Origin of the sequence: Pseudomonas sp. ICMP 460, from assembly GCF_002723595.1 — a bacterium.
GTDB classification, from domain to species: domain Bacteria; phylum Pseudomonadota; class Gammaproteobacteria; order Pseudomonadales; family Pseudomonadaceae; genus Aquipseudomonas; species Aquipseudomonas kitaguniensis.
Genome location: NZ_LKBR01000004.1, coordinates 140,574 through 166,022 on the forward strand (window position 1 = coordinate 140,574; position 25,449 = coordinate 166,022).

General features: G+C 59.6%; 19 protein-coding genes and 4 tRNA genes. 9 read left to right on the forward strand and 14 right to left on the reverse strand.

The window, feature by feature from the left end:
- Positions 1-120: 120 nt before the first annotated feature.
- From rluD to AO240_RS05130, 9 genes are all read left to right on the forward strand, one after another.
- The gene (rluD, locus tag AO240_RS05090) at positions 121-1,083 is read left to right on the forward strand and encodes a 23S rRNA pseudouridine(1911/1915/1917) synthase RluD (protein ID WP_058412766.1); all 963 of its coding nucleotides are present in this window, start codon (positions 121-123) and stop codon (positions 1,081-1,083) included.
- Positions 1,080-1,805 (forward strand): peptidoglycan editing factor PgeF, encoded by a 726-nt coding sequence (pgeF, locus tag AO240_RS05095; RefSeq protein WP_099235415.1) that lies wholly within the window; start codon positions 1,080-1,082, stop codon positions 1,803-1,805. Before rluD ends, pgeF begins: the two co-directional genes overlap by 4 nt.
- 131 nt (positions 1,806-1,936) lie before the next feature.
- Positions 1,937-4,501 carry an ATP-dependent chaperone ClpB gene (gene clpB, locus AO240_RS05100; RefSeq protein ID WP_099235416.1) on the forward strand — a complete coding sequence of 855 codons (2,565 nt, stop codon included), beginning with the start codon at positions 1,937-1,939 and terminating at the stop codon, positions 4,499-4,501.
- 303 nt (positions 4,502-4,804) lie between these two features.
- Positions 4,805-4,880 (forward strand) — tRNA-Asn (locus AO240_RS05105).
- Between the two features lie 9 nt (positions 4,881-4,889).
- Positions 4,890-4,966, forward strand: a tRNA-Pro gene (locus tag AO240_RS05110).
- Positions 4,967-4,971: 5 nt separating this feature from the next.
- A tRNA-Lys gene (locus tag AO240_RS05115) sits at positions 4,972-5,047 on the forward strand.
- 94 nt (positions 5,048-5,141) lie between these two features.
- Positions 5,142-5,218, forward strand: a tRNA-Pro gene (locus AO240_RS05120).
- Positions 5,219-5,386: 168 nt separating this feature from the next.
- Positions 5,387-6,121 (forward strand): cysteine hydrolase family protein, encoded by a 735-nt coding sequence (locus AO240_RS05125; protein ID WP_099235417.1) that lies wholly within the window; start codon positions 5,387-5,389, stop codon positions 6,119-6,121.
- A gap of 31 nt (positions 6,122-6,152) precedes the next feature.
- Positions 6,153-7,040, forward strand: coding sequence for a LysR family transcriptional regulator (locus AO240_RS05130; RefSeq protein ID WP_177445777.1), 888 nt, complete (start codon positions 6,153-6,155; stop codon positions 7,038-7,040).
- Positions 7,041-7,108: 68 nt separating this feature from the next.
- Here AO240_RS05130 and AO240_RS05135 read toward each other — a convergent pair whose 3' ends face one another.
- The 14 genes from AO240_RS05135 to AO240_RS05200 all read right to left on the reverse strand — a co-directional run bounded on the left by AO240_RS05135 (position 7,109) and on the right by AO240_RS05200 (position 25,197).
- Positions 7,109-8,407: an NAD(P)/FAD-dependent oxidoreductase gene (locus AO240_RS05135; protein WP_058412761.1), complete on the reverse strand. Its 1,299-nt coding sequence runs from the start codon at positions 8,405-8,407 to the stop codon at positions 7,109-7,111.
- A gap of 60 nt (positions 8,408-8,467) precedes the next feature.
- Positions 8,468-8,641 (reverse strand): DUF3094 family protein, encoded by a 174-nt coding sequence (locus AO240_RS05140; protein ID WP_099235418.1) that lies wholly within the window; start codon positions 8,639-8,641, stop codon positions 8,468-8,470.
- Between the two features lie 89 nt (positions 8,642-8,730).
- Positions 8,731-9,360, reverse strand: coding sequence for a DUF1780 domain-containing protein (locus AO240_RS05145; protein ID WP_099235419.1), 630 nt, complete (start codon positions 9,358-9,360; stop codon positions 8,731-8,733).
- Between the two features lie 26 nt (positions 9,361-9,386).
- Positions 9,387-11,000 carry an ABC transporter ATP-binding protein gene (locus tag AO240_RS05150; protein WP_099235420.1) on the reverse strand — a complete coding sequence of 538 codons (1,614 nt, stop codon included), beginning with the start codon at positions 10,998-11,000 and terminating at the stop codon, positions 9,387-9,389.
- Between the two features lies 1 nt (position 11,001).
- Entirely contained in the window at positions 11,002-12,024 is a 1,023-nt protein-coding gene (locus tag AO240_RS05155; RefSeq protein ID WP_099235421.1) for an ABC transporter permease, read from the reverse strand.
- Positions 12,024-13,094: a microcin C ABC transporter permease YejB gene (locus tag AO240_RS05160; protein ID WP_058412756.1), complete on the reverse strand. Its 1,071-nt coding sequence runs from the start codon at positions 13,092-13,094 to the stop codon at positions 12,024-12,026. The genes AO240_RS05155 and AO240_RS05160 overlap by 1 nt, the downstream gene beginning before the upstream one ends.
- A 1-nt stretch (position 13,095) precedes the next feature.
- The gene (locus AO240_RS05165) at positions 13,096-14,970 is read right to left on the reverse strand and encodes an extracellular solute-binding protein (protein WP_099235422.1); all 1,875 of its coding nucleotides are present in this window, start codon (positions 14,968-14,970) and stop codon (positions 13,096-13,098) included.
- Positions 14,971-15,109: 139 nt separating this feature from the next.
- A complete protein-coding gene (locus tag AO240_RS05170) occupies positions 15,110-17,800 on the reverse strand; it encodes a TonB-dependent receptor (protein ID WP_099235423.1) in 2,691 nt (896 codons plus the stop codon).
- Positions 17,801-18,012: 212 nt separating this feature from the next.
- The gene (locus AO240_RS05175) at positions 18,013-18,414 is read right to left on the reverse strand and encodes a biopolymer transporter ExbD (RefSeq protein ID WP_058412753.1); all 402 of its coding nucleotides are present in this window, start codon (positions 18,412-18,414) and stop codon (positions 18,013-18,015) included.
- On the reverse strand, positions 18,414-19,118 hold the full coding sequence (locus AO240_RS05180; RefSeq protein WP_099235424.1) for a MotA/TolQ/ExbB proton channel family protein: 705 nt from the start codon (positions 19,116-19,118) through the stop codon (positions 18,414-18,416). The genes AO240_RS05175 and AO240_RS05180 overlap by 1 nt, the downstream gene beginning before the upstream one ends.
- Before the next feature lie 61 nt (positions 19,119-19,179).
- Positions 19,180-20,007: an energy transducer TonB gene (locus AO240_RS05185; protein WP_099235425.1), complete on the reverse strand. Its 828-nt coding sequence runs from the start codon at positions 20,005-20,007 to the stop codon at positions 19,180-19,182.
- A gap of 480 nt (positions 20,008-20,487) precedes the next feature.
- Positions 20,488-21,825: a metallopeptidase TldD-related protein gene (locus tag AO240_RS05190; RefSeq protein ID WP_099235426.1), complete on the reverse strand. Its 1,338-nt coding sequence runs from the start codon at positions 21,823-21,825 to the stop codon at positions 20,488-20,490.
- Positions 21,825-23,258, reverse strand: coding sequence for a TldD/PmbA family protein (locus AO240_RS05195; RefSeq protein ID WP_371918592.1), 1,434 nt, complete (start codon positions 23,256-23,258; stop codon positions 21,825-21,827). The genes AO240_RS05190 and AO240_RS05195 overlap by 1 nt, the downstream gene beginning before the upstream one ends.
- Positions 23,259-23,382: 124 nt before the next feature.
- Positions 23,383-25,197, reverse strand: a complete 1,815-nt coding sequence (locus AO240_RS05200; RefSeq protein WP_099235428.1) for an ABC transporter ATP-binding protein — start codon at positions 25,195-25,197, stop codon at positions 23,383-23,385.
- Between the last annotated feature and the right edge of the window lie 252 nt (positions 25,198-25,449).

Sequence of the window (25,449 nt, forward strand, 5' to 3'; positions counted from 1 at the left end):
TCTTGGGCGGGGCCGTCCTGTTATGATGAGCGCCCCGTTGAAAGCCTCGGGGCAAAAGACGCCGTATTTAACCACAAGCGCGCAGCCGAAACCAAAGGCTGTGCCACGCCTAGTCTGAGCATGTCCGATAAAATTGAACTTCGCGCAGAGGTGCCGTCCGAATTGGGCGGCCAACGCCTCGATCAAGTCGCCGCACAATTATTCGCTGAGCACTCGCGCTCGCGCCTTTCCGCCTGGATCAAAGACGGCCGCCTGACTGTGGATGGAGCGGTTATCCGCCCGCGAGACATAGTGCATGGCGGTACGATTCTTGAGCTGACCGCCGAGCAGGAAGCTCAGGGAGAATGGGTCGCTCAGGACATCGAGCTGGACATCGTCTATGAAGACGACGACATCCTGGTCATCAATAAACCCGCAGGCCTGGTGGTTCACCCGGCTGCCGGTCACGCTGATGGCACTTTGCTCAATGCCTTGTTGCATCACGTGCCGGACATCATCAATGTCCCGCGCTGCGGCATCGTGCACCGCCTGGACAAGGACACCACCGGCCTTATGGTGGTGGCCAAGACTATCCAGGCGCAGACGCAGCTGGTCACACAATTGCAGAGCCGCAGCGTCAGCCGCATCTACGAATGCATCGTGATCGGCGTAGTGGTGGCAGGTGGCAAGATTAACGCGCCTATCGGTCGCCACGGCCAGCAGCGCCAGCGTATGGCGGTGATGGAAGGCGGCAAGCAGGCCGTCAGCCACTACCGTGTGCTGGAGCGTTTCCGCTCCCACACGCATGTGCGGGTCAAGCTGGAAACCGGCCGTACGCACCAGATTCGCGTGCACATGGCGCACATTAACTTCCCGTTGGTCGGAGATCCGGCCTACGGTGGCCGCTTCCGCATTCCGCCGGCGGCCAGTGTGACCATGGTTGAATCGCTGAAATCCTTCCCGCGCCAGGCACTGCATGCACGTTTCCTGGAACTGGATCATCCGACGAGCGGTAAGCGGATGAGCTGGGAATCGCCTCTGCCAGACGATTTGGTCTGGTTGTTGTCGCTACTCAAGCAGGATCGCGAGGCGTTTATCGGATGAGTGACTGGCTGATACCTGACTGGCCCGCGCCGGCCCAGGTTAAAGCCTGCGTCACCACCCGTGCGGGCGGCGTCAGTCTGGCGCCGTTCGACAGCCTCAATCTGGGCGATCATGTCGAGGACGACCTTGAGGCCGTCCTCGAAAATCGTCGCCGTCTTGGCCACGCCTTCACTGTTCAGCCAGCCTGGTTACGCCAGGTCCACGGGGTAACCGTGGTCGAGGCTGACCCGTCGCGCATCGCCGAAGCCGATGGCAGCTGGACCAGCACGCCGGGTATTGCCTGCACGTCGATGACGGCTGATTGCCTGCCCGCACTGTTCTGCAACCGTGCCGGCACGCGCGTGGCCGCAGCGCATGCCGGTTGGCGTGGGCTGGCGGCGGGCGTGCTCGAAGCGGCCTTCGAACGGCTGGATGCCGAGCCTGCCGACGTTTTGGTCTGGCTCGGCCCGGCGATTGGCCCGCAAGCCTTTGAAGTCGGCCCGGAAGTGCGTGAGGCGTTCGTTCAGCAACTGCCGGTCACTGCCCAAGCGTTTGCGCCAAGCCACAACCCCGGCAAGTACCTTGCCGACATCTACCAACTGGCGCGCCTGCGCCTCGCCGCACGCGGCATCACTGCCGTCTACGGTGGCGGTTTGTGTACCGTGACCGACCCACGATTCTTTTCTTATCGCCGCAGCCCACGCACCGGTCGATTCGCGTCACTTATCTGGCTTGAACGCTAGACTCTGCTGACTCACATCAAGGTTTGCGCGCTTGAATCTTGCAGAATCCACCCCATCTATAGGGCTATCTGGCAGGTTTCTTTATTCAGGATGTGTTTGTAGCTCCGGCCTGCTCAAAAGGAAGGTGACTCATGCGTATTGATCGTTTAACCAGCAAATTGCAGTTGGCATTATCAGATTCTCAATCGTTGGCGGTCGGCCTCGACCACCCGGCCATCGAGCCTGCGCACTTGATGCAGGCACTCCTGGAACAGCAAGGTGGTTCTATCAAGCCCTTGCTGATGCAGGTGGGCTTTGACATCAACAGCCTGCGCAAAGAGTTGAGCAAAGAGCTCGACCAACTGCCGAAAATCCAAAACCCAACCGGCGACGTGAACATGTCGCAGGAGCTGGCGCGCCTGCTCAACCAGGCGGATCGGCTGGCTCAGCAGAAAGGTGACCAGTTCATCTCCAGCGAACTGGTGCTGCTCGCCGCGATGGACGAGAACAGCAAGCTCGGCAAGTTGTTGCTGGGCCAGGGCGTGAGCAAAAAAGCCCTGGAAAACGCCATCAACAACCTGCGTGGCGGCGATGCGGTGAATGACCCCAACCATGAGGAGTCGCGCCAAGCCCTGGACAAGTACACCGTCGACCTGACCAAGCGCGCCGAAGAAGGCAAGCTGGACCCGGTGATCGGCCGTGACGACGAGATTCGTCGCACCATCCAGGTGTTGCAACGCCGCACCAAGAACAACCCGGTGCTGATCGGTGAGCCTGGCGTGGGTAAAACCGCAATCGCCGAAGGCCTTGCCCAGCGCATCATCAATGGTGAAGTGCCGGACGGCCTGAAAGGCAAGCGCCTGTTGTCGCTGGACATGGGCTCGCTGATCGCCGGTGCCAAGTTCCGTGGCGAGTTTGAAGAGCGCCTCAAATCCCTGCTTAACGAGCTGTCGAAGCAGGACGGGCAGATCATCCTGTTTATCGACGAACTGCACACCATGGTCGGCGCCGGTAAAGGCGAGGGCTCGATGGACGCCGGCAACATGCTCAAGCCCGCCTTGGCGCGCGGTGAGTTGCATTGCGTCGGCGCGACCACGCTTAACGAATACCGCCAGTACATTGAAAAGGACGCCGCCCTGGAGCGCCGTTTCCAGAAAGTGCTGGTGGAGGAACCGAGCGAAGAAGACACCATCGCCATTCTGCGCGGCCTGAAAGAGCGTTATGAGGTTCACCATAAAGTCGCGATTACCGACGGCGCGATCATTGCGGCGGCCAAATTGAGCCATCGCTATATCACCGATCGTCAGTTGCCGGACAAGGCCATCGATTTGATCGACGAAGCCGCCAGCCGCATTCGCATGGAGATCGACTCCAAGCCGGAAGTGCTCGACCGTCTTGATCGGCGCCTGATTCAACTGAAGGTCGAATCTCAGGCGCTGAAAAAAGAAGAGGACGACGCGGCCAAGAAGCGTCTGGAAAAGCTTCAGGAAGAAATCCTGCGTCTGGAGCGCGAGTACGCCGACCTCGAAGAAATCTGGACCTCGGAAAAAGCCGAAGTGCAGGGCTCTGCGCAGATCCAGCAAAAGATCGAGCAGTCGCGTCAGGAACTCGAAGCGGCGCGCCGTAAAGGCGACCTGAACCGCATGGCCGAGTTGCAGTACGGGGTCATCCCGGACCTGGAGCGCAGCCTGCAAATGGTCGACCAGCACGGCAAGAGCGAAAACCAGTTGCTGCGCAGCAAGGTGACCGAGGAAGAAATTGCCGAAGTGGTTTCCAAGTGGACCGGTATTCCGGTGTCGAAAATGCTCGAAGGCGAGCGCGACAAGTTGCTGAAGATGGAAAGCCTGCTGCATCAACGCGTGATCGGCCAGGAAGAGGCGGTGGTGGCGGTGTCCAACGCCGTACGGCGCTCGCGTGCCGGCTTGTCCGACCCGAACCGTCCGAGCGGCTCGTTCATGTTCCTCGGCCCAACCGGCGTGGGCAAGACCGAGCTGTGCAAGGCCTTGGCCGAGTTTCTCTTCGACACTGAAGAGGCCATGGTGCGTATCGATATGTCCGAGTTCATGGAGAAACATTCGGTGGCGCGCTTGATCGGTGCCCCGCCAGGCTACGTGGGCTACGAGGAGGGCGGTTACCTGACCGAAGCCGTGCGGCGTAAGCCTTACTCGGTGATTTTGCTGGACGAGGTCGAGAAGGCTCACCCGGATGTGTTCAACATCTTGCTGCAGGTGCTCGAAGACGGCCGCTTGACCGACAGCCACGGGCGCACCGTGGACTTCCGTAATACGGTGATCGTGATGACCTCCAACCTGGGCTCGGCACAGATCCAGGAACTGGTTGGCGATCGTGAAGGCCAGCGCGCCGCTGTAATGGACGCGCTGACCACGCACTTCCGCCCGGAATTTATCAACCGGGTGGATGAAGTGGTGATCTTCGAGCCGTTGGCGCGGGATCAGATCGCCGGTATTACCGAGATCCAGTTGGGGCGTCTGCGCAGCCGCCTGGCTGAGCGTGAGTTGTCGCTGGAGCTGAGCCGCGAAGCATTGGACAAGCTGATCGCGGTCGGTTACGACCCGGTGTATGGCGCGCGGCCACTGAAACGCGCGATTCAGCGCTGGATCGAAAACCCGCTGGCGCAGTTGATTCTGTCGGGCAGTTTTATGCCGGGCACCAGCGTCACGGCCACGGTGGCAGACGACGAAATCGTCTTCCATTAAACCCAAGCCGTAAGGCTTGCCGGAGAAGGCCTCGCGTTGCGGGGCCTTTTTTTTCGATAGGGCGTTGAACTGTAAGGCAAAGGCTTGTAAAGTGCGCCCCGCAGCAACGTCAGCCCACGGGTTTCTTCTCCCCAAGAAGAAATCAGAAAGAAGCGCAAATCATTGTCTTAAAAGCAATTTAAAGGGTTGACAGGGGTTTTTAAGATTGTAGAATAGCGCGCCTCGGAGGCACGAACGTAGCGATACGGACGGACTGAAGAGAAGGTTTTACAGCAGTAAAAGTTGTACTTTGAAATATGTAGTTCCGTGATAGCTCAGTCGGTAGAGCAAATGACTGTTAATCATTGGGTCCCAGGTTCGAGTCCTGGTCACGGAGCCAATTTCAAACCGGGGTATAGCGCAGTCCGGTAGCGCGCCTGCTTTGGGAGCAGGATGTCAGGAGTTCGAATCCCCTTACCCCGACCATATTTGGGTCGTTAGCTCAGTTGGTAGAGCAGTTGGCTTTTAACCAATTGGTCGTAGGTTCGAATCCCACACGACCCACCATTTTTGAGACCAGTTAACGCTGGAATCGAATCTTAAGATCAGACGCCAAAAGCGCCGATCGAAGAAGGCGATCGCAAGGTCGCCTTTTGTTTACCGGGGTATAGCGCAGTCCGGTAGCGCGCCTGCTTTGGGAGCAGGATGTCAGGAGTTCGAATCCCCTTACCCCGACCATATTAAAAATCCTCGTATCGAAAGATACGGGGATTTTTTTTGCCAGTTTTTTTCATCTGTCTTGTGCGATTTTCGAACAGATATTGTGCGGATGGGTGCGTTGGTGCAGACGTAGCGGCCTTCTAGACTCGGCGGCTCCAGCTGTTCACTCCAACAGGAACTCGCACCATGACCCTCATCGCTACCGCTCACCCCGTCCGCTCGTTGCCAGCCTTGCTCAAGTCCACGCTTGTCGGCCTCGGCATGCTGATGGGCCTCGGGCAATGTGCCGTCGCCGCCGAAACCTCAGCGAATCAGCAGCCGACCCTGCGCGCCATATTGGGCGCCAAGCCGACCGACCGCCTGGACCCGAAAACCACTGCCCTGGTGGTGATCGACTTTCAGAATGAATACTTCACCGGCCGCTTGCCAATTCCCGATGGCATGCAAGCCTTGAAGAACACCCAGCGCCTGATTACGTTTGCCGACCAACACAACATCCGGGTCATTCATGTACAGCACATCGCCCCGGACGGCGCAGCGCTGTTCGCCAAGAATGGCAAAAGCGTTGATTTTCACCCACTGATGCAGCCGCGCGCGCAAGACATGCTCGTGCAGAAGACCACGGTGAGCGTGTTTGCCAGCACTGATCTGGATGCGCAATTGACCAGGGCCGGCGTCAAAACCCTGATTATCACCGGCCTGATGACCCACGCCTGTGTCGCCGGCGCTGCCCGGGATGCCGCGCCGTTGGGCTATAACGTTGTGGTAGCATCCGATGCCTCCGCGACGCGGGCGATTACCCGTGCCGATGGCCGTTCGGTAACCAAAGATGAGCTGCACGACTCGGCGTTGGCTGAAATTGAAGATACGTTCGGTTCGGTGCTGACCACCTCGCACATCATCGCTCTGCCGGTTAACTGATTTAACCGACACGCTTGGGATAGGCTGCTTCATGAACCAGTTATCCGCCATGCGCGCCTTTCGGTGCATCGTTGAAGCCAAGGGCTTTTCTGCAGCGGCAGAGCGCCTCGATACCACTCATTCGACGATTTCCCGACAGTTGCAGCAGTTGGAGATTGAGCTGGGCGCGCAACTGATCAACCGCAATACGCGGCGTTTCAGCCTGACGTGCGCAGGGGAGCAGTACTACGTGGCGTGCGTCGATATCCTTGAGCGTGTCGACGCCGCGTCCCAAGTCATTGCCCACGGCCATCAACGGCCTGAAGGCGTGCTGAGGGTGAGTGTGCCGCTGGTGGTCGGTACTCTGGATTTGCCGCATTGGTTGCCGGGCTTTCAGCTTGGCTACCCGAATATTGAGCTTGAGCTGTGTTGTGATGACCAGTTCGTCGACGTGGTTGCCGACAAATTTGATGTTGCGATCCGAATCGCCGGCGCCCTGGCGGACAGTTCATTGATTGCGCGCACATTAACCATTTCCAGGCAAGTACTGGTGGCTTCGCCGGGGTACATCGGCCGCTTCGGTCTGCCGCGCTCGGCGCAGGAACTCGACAAACATCGCTTGCTGAGCTTCATGGGGGCCTCTTCGGTTTGGGCGCTGAGCACGGCCCGTGGCGGGGAACTCAAGGTCACGCCATCGGGGCGGTTCAGGACCAACACGATCAGCGCGCTGCATGCGGCCACCTTGTCCGGCGCCGGCATCGCGTGTTTCACCCAGGCCACTGTGCACAACGATCTGGTGCAGGGGTTGCTGGTGCACGTCCTGCCCAATTATTCACTAGGCGAGCGCCACTATTACGCCCTCTACCCGCAGTCCCGGCACCTGGCGCCGAAGGTGCGTGCGTTTGTCGACTATATGGCCGAGTTCTACCAAAAGAGCTGATTATCGTCCGCCCATAAAAAATCCCCCTGTCGAGCGACAGGAGGATTTTTTTGTGGCGGCGCAGTCGATCAGTGCAGCTTGAGCCTAGGCTCTGTGCCGCGCCCGATCCGGCTGCCCAGCATCAGCATGGCCGTACGGAAGAACCCGTACAGCGCCATCTGGTGCATGCGGTACAGCGACACATAAAACATCCGGGCCAGCCAGCCTTCGAGCATCACACTGCCGGTCAGGTTGCCCATCAGGTTGCCCACCGCCGAGAATCGCGACAGCGAGATCAACGAGCCGTAGTCGGTGTAGGTGTACGACGGCAAGTCTTTGCCCTCAATCCGCAGTTTCAGCGACTTGGCCAGCAACGAAGCCTGCTGGTGAGCGGCCTGCGCGCGCGGCGGCACGTTGCGGTCGGTGCCGGGTTGCGGGCAGGCGGCGCAGTCACCGAAGGCGAAGATGTTTTCGTCACGGGTGGTTTGCAGCGTCGGCAGCACTTGCAGTTGATTGATGCGGTTGGTTTCCAGGCCGTCAATGTCCTTGAGGAAACCCGGTGCGCGAATACCCGCAGCCCAGACCTTGAGGCTGGCGGGAATCACTTGCCCGTTGCTGGTGATCAAGGCGTCGGCCGTGACTTCGCTGACCGCAGAATTGGTCAACACCGTCACCCCGAGTTTCTCCAGGGTTTTATGCACAGGCCCGCCGATCCGCTCCGGCAGCGCGGGCAATACCCGTGGGCCGGCTTCGATCAGGGTGATGTGCATGTTTTCCGGTTTGATGCGGTCGAGGCCATACGCGGCCAATTCATGCGCGGCGTTGTGCAGTTCGGCGGCCAGCTCGACACCGGTGGCACCGGCGCCGACGATGGCGACGCTGATTTTCTCTTCCACATCGGTCTGCCCGGCATGCGCGCGCAGGTAGTGGTTGAGCAACTGCTGGTGGAAGCGCTCGGCCTGTTTGCGGGTGTCGAGGAACAGGCAGTGCTGCGCCGCGCCTTCGGTGCCGAAATCGTTGGTGGTGCTGCCGACCGCGATCACCAGGCTGTCATAGCCCAGCACGCGCGCGGGCACCAGTTCGCGGCCTTCTTCGTCGAGGGTCGCAGCCAGTTGGATTTTCTGCTGTTCACGGTCAAGCCCGCTCATGCGCCCCAGCTGGAACTCGAAGTGGTTCCATTTGGCCTGGGCGACATAATTCAGTTCGTCTTCCGAAGAGTTCAGCGAACCGGCCGCGACTTCGTGCAGCAGTGGCTTCCAGATATGGGTCAGGTTGGTGTCGACCAGCGTGATGCTGGCGGTGCCGCGCTTACCCAGAGTCTTACCCAAGCGGGTAGCCAACTCCAGGCCGCCGGCGCCGCCGCCGACGATAATAATACGATGGGTCATGGGGGTATCTCGCAAGGCTAAAAGAAATCGGAGCAGTTACCCCCGCGAGCGCCAGGCAGCTCATAGCGTCAGGTAACTCAAAAGGCGGCTCGGCAGACCGAGCCCGATCACCACTACCAGCACCACACCAAGGAGCAGCCACGGCCTGAAAGGCTTGCGCTCGACCTGGTTTTGGGAGCGTTGCAGGTACTCTTCGACACGCTGTTGGTCATCGGGTTTCAGGCGGCTGGTCATACAAGCCTCGTCAGGTAGACGTTGCAAAACGGCGCCACGTTACAGTCAGGGCATTGGCGGCAGCGCCACACGCTTGGCCGCTGGCCGCGTCACAGGCTGATGCCGACGTCGAACACTATGCTGCGGCCCAGGTTGTTGCGCAAGAAATCCGGTGCTTGCGGGTGGGCGAACAGCACGCGGGCAAAGGTCGGCCCGACCAGTGACAGCGAGCGCCAACCCTGGCGCAGGTATTCGGTGGGTGGCGGGAAATGGCTGTTGAGGTCGAGCACTTCGCGCTTGAGGCTGGTGAACGCGATGAGGTCCAGCTCGCTCAGGTCGATGCCGCGTTCTTTGTAGTTATGCGCTTTTTTGCGCAAGGTCGGTGCCAGGCGCAGCAAAAATGCATGCGCGGGAATACGCCGCGGCTTGGCTTCACGCCGCACCAGTTGGCTCAACGAAAACGCACTGCGCCGGCGCAGCAATTCATCGCGCCATTCGTCGTTGAGGCGCCGGCCTTCATCCAGCACAAAAAACACTTCGAAACTGGCGTCGCGAAACAGCACGTCGGGCGGCTCTTGCCCGGCAGCGTGAAACTCTTCAGCCCGGTAGGGCACATTCAAGCCTTGCAGCAGGCGCTGGCAGACCCAACGCTCACGCTCCCATTTGCGGGCATTGGAGAGGAACGCGTTGGCTTGTTCGGCCGCTACGGTGAGCAGGCGTAAATAGTCTGAGTCATCCATGCGCCTAGCTTAGCGCTCAAATGTGATTATAAGAATAGAGCCTGCGGGGTTGCCGGCGCGCGTTTCAAGCTACTCGCGTGCAGCAGCTCGCGCGTATACGGATGCTGCGGGTCGTCGAATATCGACTGCGCCGAGCCTTGCTCAACCACTTTGCCGTCCTTGATCACAAGCATGTCGTGGGCCAGCGCGTGGACCACCGCCAAGTCGTGGCTGATAAACAGGTAGGTCAGCCCGTGCCTGGCCTGCAGTTCGCGCAGCAAATCCACCACTTGTTTTTGCACGGTGCGGTCGAGTGCCGAGGTGGGTTCGTCGAGCAATATCAGCGCCGGTTCCATGATCAGCGCGCGGGCGATGGAGATGCGCTGGCGCTGGCCTCCGGAAAATTCATGCGGGTAGCGGTGGCGGCTTTCCGGGTCCAGCCCGACTTCTTGCAGCACGCGAATCACCGCGTCCTCACGCTCCTGCTCGGTACCGATGCCATGCGCCAGCAAGCCTTCGGCGATGATTTGTTGCACCGACATGCGCGGGCTGAGGCTGCCAAACGGGTCCTGAAAAACCACCTGCATCTGGCGCCGCAGCGGGCGCAGCAGGTCTTGGTTGAGCAGGCTCAGGTGTTTGTTGCCGAAGCGAATCTCGCCCTCGGAATCGACCAGTCGCAAAATCGCCTGGCCAAGTGTCGACTTGCCCGAACCGGACTCGCCGACAATGCCCAAGGTCCTGCCCTTTTTCAGCTCGAAGCTGACCCCGTCCACGGCTTTGATGTAGTGCCGCTCGCGGCTGAACAGCGGTTTTGGCAAGGGGAACCAGACCTTCAGGTTGTCGACTTCCAACAGGTTGTGCCGATAGTCGCAAGGCACCGGGCTGCCGTCGGGCTCGGCTTCGATCAATGTGCGGCTGTAAGGATGTTGCGGGTTTCTGAACAGCGCGTCGCAACTGGCTTGCTCGACGATCTCGCCGCCGCGCATCACGCACACGTGCTGGGCAATTTTGCGGACCAGGTTAAGGTCGTGGCTGATCAACAGCAGCGACATGCCCAAGCGCTGTTGCAGCTCGATCAGCAGTTCGAGAATTTTTTGCTGCACCGTCACGTCCAGCGCCGTGGTCGGTTCATCGGCGATCAGCAGTTCAGGTTCGTTGGCCAGCGCCATGGCGATCATCACCCGTTGCCGCTGCCCACCGGAAAGTTGATGCGGGTAGGCGTTCAGGCGTTTGTGCGGTTCACGAATGCCCACCAGCTCCAGCAGTTCCAGGGTGCGCGCACGCGCGGCGCGGTTTTTCAGGCCTTTGTGCGTGATGAGTATTTCGCTGATCTGCTTTTGCACGGTGTGCAGCGGGTTGAGCGAGGTCATCGGCTCCTGGAAGATCATCGCGATGCGGTTGCCACGCAAACTGCGCAATTGGCTGTCGCTGGCATTGATCAAGTCGATGCCGTCGTAGCGGATGCTGCCGTGCGTCTGCACGTCTTTGCCGGGCAGCAAGCGCAGGATCGAGTGCGCCGTCACCGACTTGCCCGAGCCGGACTCGCCGACCAGCGCCAGGCACTCGCCACGGCGAATGTCGAGGTTGACCCCGTGCACCACTTCCCGGCCGCCAAACGCCACGCGCAGGTCGCGTATTTCTATCAATGTGTTGTTGGTCATCTCAACTCCGGGGGTCGAAAGCATCACGGCAGGCCTCGCCGATAAACACGAGCAGCGACAAAATCAACGCCAGTGCACAGAACGCCGTCAGGCCCAACCAGGGCGCTTGCAGGTTGCGCTTGGCCTGGCCGATCAATTCGCCCAATGAGGCGGTGCCCGGTGGCATGCCGAAGCCCAGAAAATCCAGCGCGGTCAGGGTCGAAATGGCGCCGGTCAAAATGAACGGCAGGTAAGTCAGGGTCGAGGTCATGGCATTCGGCAGAATGTGTCGGCGCATCAGCGCACCGTCGGTCAGGCCTAATGCCCGCGCCGCTTTGACGTATTCCAGGTTGCGCCCGCGCAGGAACTCCGCGCGCACCACGTCCACCAGCGCCAGCCAGCTGAATAACGCCATGATGCCCAGCAGCCACCAGAAACTCGGTGCCACGAACCCGGACAAAATGATCAGCAGGTACAGCACCGGCAGCCCGGCCCAGACCTCCTGCACGCGTTGGCCGATCAAGTCTGCCAGCCCGCCATAAAAGCCCTGCAAGGCGCCTGCGGTAATGCCTATCAAGGCGCTGACGGCGGTCAGAATCAGCGCAAACAAGATTGAGATCCGCGCCCCGAAAATCACCCGCGCCAAGACGTCGCGCGCTTGTTCGTCGGTGCCCAGCCAGTTATGCGGTGTCGGTGGGCTGGGCGAGGGTTCGGTGAGGTCGTAGTTGACCGTGTCGTAGCTGAACGGAATGGGCGCGAACAGCATCCAGCCGCCTTGACCGGCGATCAGTTTGCGCACGTAGTCGCTGCGGTAATCGGGCTCGAAGGGCAGCTCGCCGCCAAAGTCGGTCTCGATGTATTCAGCCACAATCGGGAAATACCAATGGTCCTTGTAGTGAATCGCCAGCGGCTTGTCGTTGGCGATCAGCTCACCGCCCAGGCACAGCACAAACAGGCCGACAAACAGCCACAAAGACCACCAGCCACGGCGGTTGGCCCTGAAGTGGGCGAGGCGTCGACGGCCCAAGGGAGACAGGGTGAACATCAGGCAGTCCTCGCCGAAAAGTCGATACGGGGGTCGAGCAGGGTGTAGCAGAGGTCGCCAATCAATTTGATCAACAGCCCGAACAGGGTGAACAGAAACAGCGTGCCGAACACCACCGGGTAGTCGCGGGACACGGCGGCTTCGTAGCTCATGCGGCCAATGCCATCGAGGTTGAAGATGGTTTCGATCAGCAGCGAGCCGGCAAAAAACACCTCGATCAGCGCCTGGGGAATCCCGGCCACCACCAGCAACATGGCGTTGCGCAGCACGTGGCCGTAGAGCACGCGTTGTTCGGTCAAGCCCTTGGCCCGCGCCGTCACCACGTACTGGCGGCTTATTTCGTTGAGGAAGCTGTTTTTGGTGAGGATGGTCAGGGTGGCGAAACCGCCGATCACCAAGGCGCTGACCGGCAGCACCATGTGCCACAGGTAATCGCCGATTTTGCCGAAAAAGCTCAGGCTGTCGAAGTTGTCCGAGACCAACCCCTGAATCGGGAACCAACTGACATAACTGCCGCCGGCGAATACCACGATCAGCAAGATCGCAAACAGAAACGCCGGCATGGCGTAGCCAATGATGATGGCGGTGCTGGTCCACATATCAAAGGTGCTGCCGTTGTGGATCGCTTTGCGAATGCCCAGCGGGATCGACACCAGGTAGGTGATTAAAGTGGCCCAGAGCCCGAGCGAGATAGTCACCGGCAGCTTTTGCAGGATCAGGTCGGTGACTTTGGCGCCGCGAAAGAAACTGCTGCCGAAATCCAGTTGCGCGTAGTTTTTGAGCATCAGCCACAAGCGCTCATGCAGCGGTTTGTCGAAACCGTAGTGCTTGGTGATTTCTTCGATCAGCGCCGGGTCAAGGCCTCGGCTACTGCGGCTGGCACCGGCATTCGCGGCGGCCATTTCGCCGCCGCCACCGCCCACGGCCGCGCCGCTGAAACCTTGCAAACGGGCGATGGCCTGATCCACCGGGCCGCCGGGAGCCGCTTGCACAATCAAAAAATTGACCACCAGAATGCACAGCAGGGTGGGGATGATCAGCAGTAAACGTCGACTGATGTAATGCAGCATCTCAATGCCCCTCCGACGGTGCGTTGGCCTTGCTGAAGTCGGCAGTGGTCAGCGCGGTTTTGCTGACTTCCCACCAGCTGTCCAGGCCCTCGTCAAACGTGGGCTCCCGCGCAGGCCGACCGAAACGGTTGAGGTACACGGTGGGCGTGCCGACCGAGTAGTAGTTGGGAATCATGTAGTAGCCCCATTGCAGCACTCGGTCGAGTGCGCGGGCGTAATGCACCATGTCGTCGCGGTTATTGGCCTGCACCAAGCCGTCAATCAGCCTGTCGACGGCGGGGTCGCGCAGTACAAAGGCGTTGGAGGCACCCACTTGGGTGGCGCTGCCTGAGCCGTACATGTCATACATTTCGCGGCCCGGCGAAACGATGGGTTGGCCGCCGCGCGGGAACTGCACCACGATCATGTCGTAGTCGCGGGCGTTGACCCGGTTGATGTACTGCGCCGAGTCAATCTTGCGGATGTCCATGTTGATGCCGATCTGTGCCAGCGTGCGTTTGAACGGCAGGATCATGCGGTCAAAACCGCCTTGACCGTCCAGAAAGGTAAAGCTCAACTGTTGGCCCTGGTCATCCACCAGCTTATTGCCTTTGGGCTGCCAGCCAGCGGCCTTGAGCAGCGCCAGTGCCTGCAGTTGTTTGTCGCGGATATAACCGCTGCCATCGGTTTTGGGTGCCTGGTAAACCTGGTTGAACACTTCGTCCGGCACTTTGCCGCGCAACGGTTCGAGAATCTCCAGCTCGCGGGCGTCGGGCAGCTCGGTGGCGGCCATTTCGCTTTTGGGGAAGTAGCTTTGCTGGCGCACATAAAAATTGCGCATCATCTGTTTATTGGTCCACTCAAAGTCCCACAACAGGCTGATGGCCTGGCGCACCCTGCGGTCCTGGAAAAACGGGTTGAGCAAATTGAACGCAAAACCCTGGGCTGTGCCGGGTTTTTCCTTGGCAAATACACCGCGTTGCAAGCGCCCGTCGGCCAGCGCCGGGCCGTCATAGCCGATGCTGAAACCGGTGGCCGAAAACTCGCGGTTGTAGTCAAACGCACCGGCCTTGAGCAGTTGCCGGGCAATGTCGGTGTCGGCATAGAAGTTCACGGTCAGGCGGTCGAAGTTGTACAAGCCCTTGCTGACCGGCAAATCTTTGGCCCACCAGTTTTTGTTGCGCTCAAAACTGATGCTGCGCCCGGGATCTACCTGGCTGACCGAATACGGCCCGCTGCCCAGCGGCGCTTCAAAGCCGCCGCCGGTGGCGAAGTCGCGCGTCTTCCAGCCGTGTTCCGGCAGGATGCGCATGCTCGCCAAGTCCAGGGCCAGTGTGCGGTTCTGGTTGTTCTTGAAGTCAAAGCGAATTTGCAGCGGGTTCTCCACCACCATGTCTTTGACCTCGCCATACAGCATGCGAAAACTCAGGCTGCCTTTGGTCATCAGGGTGGTGTAGGTGAACGCTACGTCGTTCGCGGTGATCGGCGTGTCGTCGGCGAAACGCGCTTTGGGGTTCACGTAAAAACGTACCCACAGGCCGTCAGGGTCGCGCTCCATCTTCTGCGCGATCAAGCCATAGACGGTGTAGGGCTCGTCGAGTGAGCGAAACGCCAAGGGCGAATACACCCATTGATCAACCTGGATGACGCCGGTGCCCTGGTCGATGTACGGCACGATGTAATTGAATTGGCCGATTTCCATGGACGCTCGACTCAACGAACCGCCTTTGGGCGCGTTGGGATTGACGTAATCGAAGTGCTGGAAATTGTCCGGGTATTTGGGTGCTTCGCCATACACCGTCATGGCTTGGCTGGGTGCAGCATTCACGCTCATGCACACGCAAAACAACGCAGGCACCAGCAAAAAACGCAGCAGGGGCAGGATTAACGAACACATGATGGAGTTTCCTTGTACCGCGTGTTGAACCGTCGAGTGCGTGGAAAAATCCCCGGCGCTGCGTGTCGAAAAGCGCCGGGGTTTGCGAGCTCGCAATTTGCACCGGTACAGGCAGGAGTGGACCTGCACCGGTGTTCACTCAGAAGTGGTAAGTCGCACGGGCAAAGAACGTACGGCCCATCGGGTCGCTGTAACGTGGGTCGTAGCCGCTCTGGAAGTTATAAGCCTGGTTGGAGAACGGCGGGTTGCGGTCAAACATGTTTTTAACCCCTACATCCAGGTCCACGGTTTTGTTGAAGGTGTAGCCACCGGACAGGTCCCACAGGGTGTAAGAGGCAACACGCGAGTGGGTCTCGGGGTCGGCGTCGTCGTAGCCGCTGGTAAAGCGGTTGACCAGCGAGGCACGGTAAGCGCCCAGGTTCCAGGTGCCGCTCAGTACGTGTTTCCAGCGCGCGATCATGCCCTTGCCTTCGAACGCGCCGACGTTGTCGGTGTAACTGCCGCCAATCGTGGTCTGGTAGTCATAACGCGACACGTAAGTGCCTTGCAGGCCCAGGCCGAACTGGCCGAACGGGGTGTTTGGGAACTTGTAGTCCAGCGACACATCGACGCCGCTGGTTTTGACTGCACCCAAGTTAGCCAGCCCGGTTTGCACGTAGTTGAGGGTGCCATCGGCGTTGCGGATGAAACGATCGGCGTAAGCGTTCGGGTCGTCAAACACGGTGGATTCAGGGAACTCGGCGATCTGGTTGGCGATGTGAATCCACCAGAAGTCCAGGCCCATCGACAAGTTGCGTACCGGTTGATAGACGAACCCCACCGTCACGTTACGGGCTTTTTCAGGTGACAGATTGGTGTTGCCGCCCGTGCGGTTATGGAACTGCTGACCGCAATCGCGACCGGCGTTACCGCCCGCTTGCACCACACCGCCGGTGCACAGGTTCGGGTCGTTGTAATAACCCTGAGTGAAGGTGGTGTATTGCGGGTTGTACAGCTCATACAGCGACGGGGCGCGGAAGCCTTCGCTGTACGCGCCACGCACCACCACTTCTTTGAACGGCTGGTAGCGGAACGAGTATTTCGGGTTGGTGGTGCTACCGAAGTCGCTGTATTTGTCGTGACGCACGGCGGCCGACAACTCCAGGCTGTCGAATACCGGCACGTTCAGCTCGGTGTACACCGCCTTGACGGTGCGGTCGCCCTCGACGCTGCCGTTGGGGTCGACGCCCAGGCTGGAAATGTCCGCAGCGAAGGCCTCGTAACTTTGATGGAATTTTTCCTGGCGGAACTCGCCACCAATCGCCAGGCCAGCAGGCCCGGCACCAAACCAGTCACCCACTTCACGGCTCATCCGGCCATCCAGCCCGGTCACGCGGCCCACAGAGGATGAGTACTGGCCGTGGTATTGGTTGGCGTCAATCAGCGCCTGCCCGGCAGCGCTTTGCGGACCAAACGGGTTGATGACGCCGTCCGCGATGCCATTGATCATCGCCGCGTCACTGACATACCCGCCGGTGACGCTGGAAAGCACCTGGTTCTGATTGTACGAGGCGCCAACGTTGTAATCCCAGCCCTTGGCCACACCATCAAAGCTCAGGACCAGACGCTGGCTGGTGTTCTGGTCTTTGGCTTGTCGCCCGCCGGCTGCGGTTTCGCGCCAGTTGAGGTCGACCGGTTGGGTTGCGTCGAACGCAGCGTTGGTCGACGCAGGGGTGATGCCGTTGCCGGGAAAGTACGGCGAGGTCGGGTCCATGCTCAAGCCGGTCAAAGGTGCCGGGGCGATGGCTGTCGCGTTGTTGTTGCGCGCCCAGAAGTATTCGAGGCTGACGCTGTCTTCATCGGTGATCTTGCCGGTGGCCTTGCCGAAGAAGGAGGTTTTTTCGGTCTCGGGCAACAAATCCAGATAGTCGGTGGTGTTGAAGCGGCACACGCCCTGGCGCGACACCAGGTTAGGCCCGTTGCAGTTACCGCTGGACAGCGGGTTGGAGGTGACACCGCCCTGGCTGTAGTTGGCCGGAAAAGAAGTGCCCGACGTTTGGTCCAGGCCTCGGCCGGGTGCGTACGAGGTGGCAAAGGTGCGGTCCTTGGCCCTGAGGCTGTCTTGCTTGTTGTAGTTCATCACCGCCATCAGGTTGAAACGGTCTTGCTCCAGGTCACCAAAGCCCCAGCTTGCGCTCAAGTCGTGACTGTTGCCGCCACCGCTGGCATCGGCGCCTTCGCCGCCCAGTGAAAGCGTGCCGTCGGTCATGGATTTTTTGGTGATGAAGTTGATCACGCCGCCAATCGCGTCAGTGCCGTACAAAGCCGATGCGCCGTCGCGCAACACTTCAACACGGTCAATGGCGGCGAAAGGGATGGTGTTCAGGTCAACCGAAGCGCCGTCGATGGCGTTGTTGCCCAAACGCCGGCCATTGAGCAGTACCAGGGTTTTGTTGGAACCAATGCCGCGCATGTCGGCGAAGCTGGAACCACCGGTGGACAAGCCCACGGAGCTGGCGGAGTTGCGCAGCGACTGGTTGCCCGTGACCCGCTGCATGATTTCAGCGGTGGTGGTCACGCCCTCACTGCGTAACTGTTCGGTGCGCAGAATGGTGATGGGCACCGCGGTTTCAGCATCGACCCGGCGAATCGCCGAACCGGTCACTTCCACGCGATCAAGTTGCGTGGTGGTGGGGGCGGGCGCCGCTGTGTCGGTGCTCACGGTGGCTTCGGCGGCCTGCAACTGGCCTGCGGTGATGCCCATGGCAACCAGGTACAAGGGCACAAAACGATGCCGCCGAACACTTGCAACGAGCGGTTTGAGGGTGAAACCTGAACTCTTCATCTGCATGGTTGATTCCGACTTTATTGGATGTTTGTTGGAATGGTCTCGTGGACCTTCATGATTCCGTTTGGGCTTTGTCGACCCGGCGCAAAACACTTTCTTCAAGCAAGCCGTTCCCCTGCGGGGGCAAAAGTGCCCGTGCATGGCTTGTTACAGCGGGTTACGCAGTTCCTGCAGAAGCGCATGTGCGCGCTACCGCAGGGGCGTGAAGTTGAGCGCTACCTCGCGGTCATCACCGAAATCTTGGTGATGCCGGAGCGCTCAATCGAGGCCATCGCCTTGGCGACCTGGCCGTAATTGACCGAAGCGTCGGCCTGCAACTGAACCCGCACTTCCGGGTCCTGGGCCTTCACGTCCTGCAGGCTTTTTTCCAGCAGTTCGGGAGCCACTTCGTTCTTGGCCAGGAAAAACTTGCCGTCCTGGTCGACGCTGACCACCACTGGGTCTTTCTTTTTCTCGGTGGCGACCGCATCGGTCTTGGGCAAGTTGATCTTGATGGCGTTGGTCATCATCGGCGTGGTCACGATGAACACCACCAGCAATACCAGCATCACGTCGACCAACGGCGTGACGTTCATTTCGCTGAGCACTTCATCGCTGTCTTGGGTTGAGAACGACATCAGCTTGCCTCCCGCACGGGCGAGCGCTTGGCGGAGATGGCCTGGCGGTCGATGGCAAAGTCGCTGCGTTGGGCGAGGGCGTCAAAGTCATGCGCGAAATCGTCCATGTTGGCCGATGCGAGTTTCAGGCGACGCAGGAAGAAGTTGTAAATCAGCACCGCAGGCACGGCGACGGCAATGCCCACGCCGGTCGCGATCAGCGCGTGACCGATCGGCCCGGCAACGGTTTCAAGGCTGGCGGAGCCGCTGGCGCCGATGCTTTGCAGGGCTTCCATGATGCCCCAGACCGTGCCGAACAGGCCGATAAACGGCGCGGTGCTGCCGATACTGGCGAGAATCGCCTGGCCACTTTCCAGCGCGCGGCGTTCTTTTTGAATCTGCTGGCGCAAGTTGCGCTCCAGGCGGTCGGCACGGTTGATGGTGTGGGCCAACTGCTGTGTATTGCGCGGCGTGTCATCGATAATCATCGCTTCAAAACCACTGTTGGCGATGCGCGCCAGCGAGCCTGGGTATTGGCTGGCGTGTTCAGCGGCAGTCAACAGATCCGGCGCGGCCCAGAAGACCTTGGTGAACTGGTTGTTCTGGGATTTCTGACGCAAGTATTGCGATGACTTGATGAGCAACAGCGCCCAACTGATCACCGAAAACAGCACCAATGCCCAAAGTACCCCCGGGACAATCATGGAAGACAGAGACTCGTTCATGGCTATACCTCGCACTGCGGTTTAATAACGCGGCTTAAATGAATGTCGGCACTCGACTGGGTTATTCCGGTAACTTGAAAGCGATTGTCTGCGTCGCAAACCCTTCTATCGGGGTATCCCCGCGTTTGGCCGGCACAAACTTCCAATTGCGTACAGCCTCGACGGCGGCGTCATCCAGGGCTTGTTTGCCGCTGGACTTGATCACCTCCACAGAACCTGCGCGGCCGTTGGGCAGCACTTTGATGCGTAGCCCCACCGACCCTTCCCAGTTGCGCCGTAATGCCAAGGACGGGTATTCCGGTGGCGGGTTTCCGAGGCTGGCCAACCCGGACACCGCGGCGGTTTCCTTGACCGGCCCGGGTGCTGCCGCCGGTGCTGCAGGCGCCGGTGTCGGCGCAGCTGCGGGCGCTGCCGGCGCGGCCGGTGCCGGTGGCGCGGGCTTGACCGGCTGCGGTTTTGGCAGCGGCTTCGGCTTGACCACAGGCTTGGGTTTCTCGATGGGCTTGGGTTTCTCCACCGGTTTTGGCGGCGGTTCCTTTACCGCATCTTCATCTTCCTGCGGCGTCTCCGGTTCAGGCGGCGGTGGCGGCGGTGGAGGGGGTGGCGGCTCTTCTACAGGCGGTGCCGGGGGCGCCGGGCTGGTGAGTTCGACCGTCATCTCCGGGATCTCGGGCGGCGTCACCAATGGGGCTGCCTTGGCCTGCTGAAAAAACCACCAGGCACCGCCGTGCAACAGCGCAACCACGGCGATCAACAGCAACACGTACGGCTTGCTCAGCCCGCCCGGTTGCGACGCGTTAGGCACATGCCTGATACGCATCCACTGCTGCATCCGCTCGGCGCCGATGAGTGGCTCAGGCCGCTCTTTGTGTTTTACCTCGTCACTCATTAAGAGTCCCTCGACTAAAAGAAGGGCAATAAGGCTCCGTTCGCCCTTGCACGCAGGGACGAGAACTAATCATTTCATTCAACCGTTATAAAAATGGGCGCCTGTACAAGTGATAACTCACCGGTGCAATGCATTGGCCACTATGGCGAGAGAGTAGTCATTACAGCTCCTGTCTTGTTGGGAATTGGATCCAGTAATAGTCGGTGTATTACGCTTGTTACATTGTTTATAGCAACAGCTATGCCAAAAATGCCGATTCAGGTTTTTTGTAAGTGTTTCTATATAAACGGCCAGTGGTTTTTTCAGGCAAGCGCTGATTACAAGTTTCAGGGTTAACGAAGTTGTATGTTTTGACAGTCTTGGCAGGGCCATTAAACACGTGACTGTCCTACAATCCGCTCATGTTCTCGGAAACGCTCAAGGCAGTGCACCATACTTACAACGCACTGCCATTTAGTAGTGCGGTGCGCGGCGCGTTACTTATAAAGTCAGTGTCAAGTGTTCTAAAAGAGCCCCCGGAACAACGCGGCTGCCGAGTTGCCTGCGCGCGTAAGTTGCGGCGTCGATGCACAAGGCCTGTTCGCGGGTCAGCGCCAATAAATTAGCCCCCAGCAGGTTGTACACCGTGTCATCAAACTGCATGGTTTCAACCGGGCCGGCGATGTGCCCGTTCTCCACCCAAAAGGTGGCGAAGCGCGTCATCCCGGTGAGCCTCGCGGCCCCGCTGTCCGAGTAGTTCAAATACCACAGGTTGCTGATGTACAAGCCGGTGCCCAGCTCGCGCAACACCTGCGCAGTCGCCAGCTCGCCGGGCGCCATCACCAATGAGTGCGGCATTTCTTCTTCGCCCGCACCGTTGCCGTGCAGGTCATATTCGGCAGCCGAACGCGAGTTGGCCAATTGACCCACCAGTTTCCCTGCCTCAATCAAATTGACGTCTTCCGCCAGTACGCCGTCGTGGCTGAAACCCGGTTCAAAGCCGGTGGAAGACTGTTGGCGCAGGCTGACCCGTGGCGAGAGCTGTTGCGTGCCCAACTGTAACTGTTGCAATGGGCTTTGTCGGGTGGCGAGCGCCTTGGCCGAAAACGCGCCGTAACTGAGCATGCCGAGTACTTCATCGACTGCCGCCGGGGCGAGATAGGCACGGTATTGACCGGGTTGGAGCTTGATTCGCGGCTTGTTCAGGTGTTCCAACTGCTCGCGAGCGTGCCCAAATAAATCGGTTAATGCCTGGGTATCCCACTGCGCCGAACCGTAGGTGGTTTTGACCGCTTCACCGCTGGCATTGAACAGGCTCCAGTCAAACAACGCGTTGGCGCATTGATGCCAGCCGTACGCGCCCCAACTGCTGGCGAACCCGCGGTACAACGTGCCCGCAGCGTAAATGCCGACCATGTCGAGGCCTTGGCTGAGCCGGTAAATCGTGTCGATCACCTGTTGCATCGGCGGCACACAACCCGGCACATGGCGCTCGGATTGCCAGTCCTGAGTGTTGAGCAATAAATAAGGGTCGGCGGGCAGCACGTCGAGTACATCGCGCAACTGCTGCAGGTTTTCGCCCAACTGCGCCACATCGTGTTCGAACGCGCCGCTGAGGTTTATTTGTGTGCTGCTGTGTCGTTCGTTGCGGATCACGCGAAGCGTCAATTCGATTTGCAGCACAGGGTAGGCCTGGCGCACTTTGCCGTGGTTGAAGCGCACAAACTGGCTGTCTTCAGCCTCGTACCGCAGGGTGAAATGTTCATCGGCGCGCAACTGGCGCGTGAGCCATTGTTGCAGTGCCTTGAACTCAACGGCGAATGGGCAATTGTTATTCATCACGCCTGGCCTCCGAACACATCAATTGCGCTGAATACGCAGGCTGGCGACGCATGGCCTACGGTCACTGCCTGGTTGGGTTCGCCCTTGCCGCAGTTGGCCGTACCCATTACCCGAAGGGTCGATGCATCGCCCACGGCGCGTAAATTGCGCCAGAACTGTGATGACACGCCGCGATAATTGGGGTTTTTTACGACCGCTCCCAACTCACCGTTTTCGATCAACTGGCCCCATTCGCAGCCGAACTGAAACTTGTTGCGCGCGTCGTCAATCGACCACGACCGGTTGGTGGCCATCAGAATGCCGTGTTCGATACCGCCAATCAGTTGCTGCATGCTTTGATCGCCAGGCTCTATGTTGAGGTTGGCCATGCGGTCAATCGGTGCGCGGTTCCAATTGCACGCGCGGCTGTTGGCAACGCCCGGCAAGTCACTGCGGGCCTGCGACAGCGCGCCGCCCATTGGCCGTTGCAAAATCCCTTGCTCGATCAACAGGTGCTTTTCGGCCTTCAGCCCCTCGTCGTCATGGCTGTAACTGACCAGTTCGCCGGCCACATTCGGGTCGAAGCTGACATTCAGCAGATCGGAGCCATAGCGGTAATGGCCGAACATTTGCGGCGTGACAAAGCTGGTGCCGGCGTAGTTGCGCTCATCCCCCAGAATACGGTCCAGCTCCAGCGGGTGACCGATGGATTCGTGGATTTGCAGGATCATTTGGTCCGGCATCAACAGCGTGTCCCGCACGCCGTTCGGGGTGTTGGGGGCCATCAGCAGTTGCAAGGCCTGGTCCGCCACGCGCGGCGCTTGCTCGGTAAAACCTGACTCGGTCACCAGGCGCGCGCTGCCTTGCTGCGCCAACTGGTACGAGCGGTGTTGGCTCTGGTGGCCATCAAATGCAGTGACGGCCAGTGCCGGAAACAGTTGCTGTTGTGTGCGCTGAATGTCGTTGCCCTGGTTATCCAGGTACAGCTGTTGTTCGCGCGCCACGCGCACGCTGCAGGACCACTGCACCAGTCGCGCATCCTTCGGCACTTGCTGCGAGGTTTGCATTAACAGCGCCAGCCACTCGGCAGTGTCGGGGAGCGGCGTGTCCAGTTCGGGCGAGCGGTAATGGGCGTGCACGCCTTGCACGTACGCCGTGGTGTATTTCAACAAGCCGCGACCGCGCAGTGCCTGGGCCGTTTGGGTGGCGCGATCGAGTGCGTAGCGCAACCCGGATTGGCTGATGTCACTGGTGGCGGCAAAAGCCTGTTGACCGTCAACGTGCACACACACCATTACCCCGCATTCATTGCGCTGGGCGGGTGGCTCAATAATATTTCGGGTCACAGCCAAAGACTGCGATTGTTGTTCAACCAGGCGCAGGGAAATAAAGCCAGGCACATGCTCACACTGTTGCATAAATCGCCTGAGTGCAGACTGGGCGGTACTCATCAATTGACGGTCCTTCTTCAGCGCAAGACCTTGAACTTAGTCCAGGGTCTTATCAGTTAGTTAACATCTATGCACAGAAAGTTATAAAGGGTGCCGCGCGAACTGCCGGACTGCAGCGTGTTTATCAGGTGACTAACACGTCATGTTTTGGCGCATCGGTTTGGCTCAACAAGCCGTCCGATTGATGCTGCCATAGCCGGTAATACAAGCCGCGAAGTTCAAGTAGTTGATGATGGCTGCCGTCTTCAACAATCAAACCGTTGTCCAGCACAATAATGCGGTCCAAGTGAGCGATAGTTGACAGTCGGTGCGCTACGACCACCACAGTTTTGCCGGCCATGATGTCGTCCAGGCTGCTTTGAATCAGGCTTTCGGTTTCCGAGTCGAGGCTGGCGGTGGCTTCATCGAGTACCAGAATCGGCGCGTTTTTGAGCAATGCACGTGCGATCGCAATGCGTTGGCGTTGGCCGCCCGAGAGTTTCACCCCGCGCTCGCCGATCAAGGCGTCGTAGCCGTCCTGCATATTCAGGATGAACTCATGTGCATGCGCACGCCGGGCTGCTTGCACGATTTGCGCTTCGCTGGCGAGTACGTCGCCGTAGCCAATGTTTTCACGCAGGGTGCGGTGGAACAGGCCGGGTTCCTGTGGGATCAAGCCAATTTGGCTGTGCAGCGATTGCTGGGTCATCTGCTGAATATTGGTGCCGTCGATTTCGACGGTGCCGACTTGCGGGTCGTATGAACGCAGCAGCAGGTTGAGCAGTGTCGACTTGCCTGAACCGGAAAGGCCGACCAGGCCTACCCGCTGGCCGGGGCGAATATGCAGGTTGAAGTGTTTGAATATCGGTTTGCCAGGGCCATAGGCGAAGTTCACGTCGCGAAACTGAATCGAGCCTTTTTGCACAGTGGTCGGCAGGGCGCTCGCCTGATCCGGCATTTCGTGCGGTTGCAACAAGGTATCGAGGCTGTTTTCGATATTGCCGGTGCACTCGAAGAAGTGCATGAACTGCATGCTCAGGAAGCTGCATTGAGCCACGATCATCAGGCCCAGCGTCGCCACCATCACGAACTGCCCTACATCGATTTTGCCCACATGCCACAAGTACAGCGCCAAGGCGACCAGGCCGACGCGCAGCACAACCGACAGGCTGTCCTGCAACAAGCGGATTTTTTCCTGGTAGAAAAACGAGCGTTGCGCCGCCTGTTTTTCACGGGCCTGGTAACGGCTCAGGTAGCCGAGCTCAAAGTCCTGGCGGGCGAACAGGCGGATGCTGCTCAAGTTGCTCACCGCGTCGACGATCTTGCCGGTGGTGATACTGCGTGCCTGAGCATGCGTGGCCGCCAACACCTGAGCCTTGCGTGAAAGCACGAACGCCAACAGCGTGTAAGCCACTATCCATACCAGCAAGCCCAGGCCCAGCCAGGGTGACGCCTGTGTCAGCAGCGCCAGGCTGGTGAGCAACACGACTAAAATCGGCAGCATCTCGATTGCCAGCGACCAGGTAATTTCCAGCAGGCCAATACTGCCTTCACCGATGCGATGCGCCAGGCTGCCGGCAAAGTGTTCGCCGAAATAGCGCGCCGAATGGCGCTGCAAGTAGGCAAACAAGTCACGCACGATGCGGATTTTCTGATCCGGCCGCATCATGATCATGCACAGCGTGGCGCCCCGTGCGCAGAGCATTTGGGCCACGGCGAGCCCGCACAATAACCCCAGTGAGGGCAGGCTGGCGGCTAACAGATCGGCCTGCTCCCAAGCACCCTCGCTGACCGCGCTGGTGATGCGGCCAATCGAATAGGGCATCAGCGTTGCGAACAGGGCCGCGCCCACCTGCAACACCACGATTGCCCAGTGCCAGCGCGGATACAGCCGTATATAATGCCACACAAAGGCCCACGGCCGTTTGGGAGGTACGGTGATAGCGTCAAATTCCGACATGACAGACCTTTTTTCAAAGCAAAGCTATCCGCGTCGGCTGCGCGAGAAGTCGCAGCCGAGTGAGGGCACTCAAAAAGGACGGGTGCGTCTATCCAGCACCCATGCAAATGCAGGGCGCGGCGACGCAGCTGAGGCTATGTGTCGGTGCCTGAGGGGGCAGGCATATCGCAGGAGGGCAAATACAGGCCAAACGCGAGGGGCAAAAGGCGGAGTTCTATCAAGCGCGTGCGTACATCGGACATCGTTCTAATT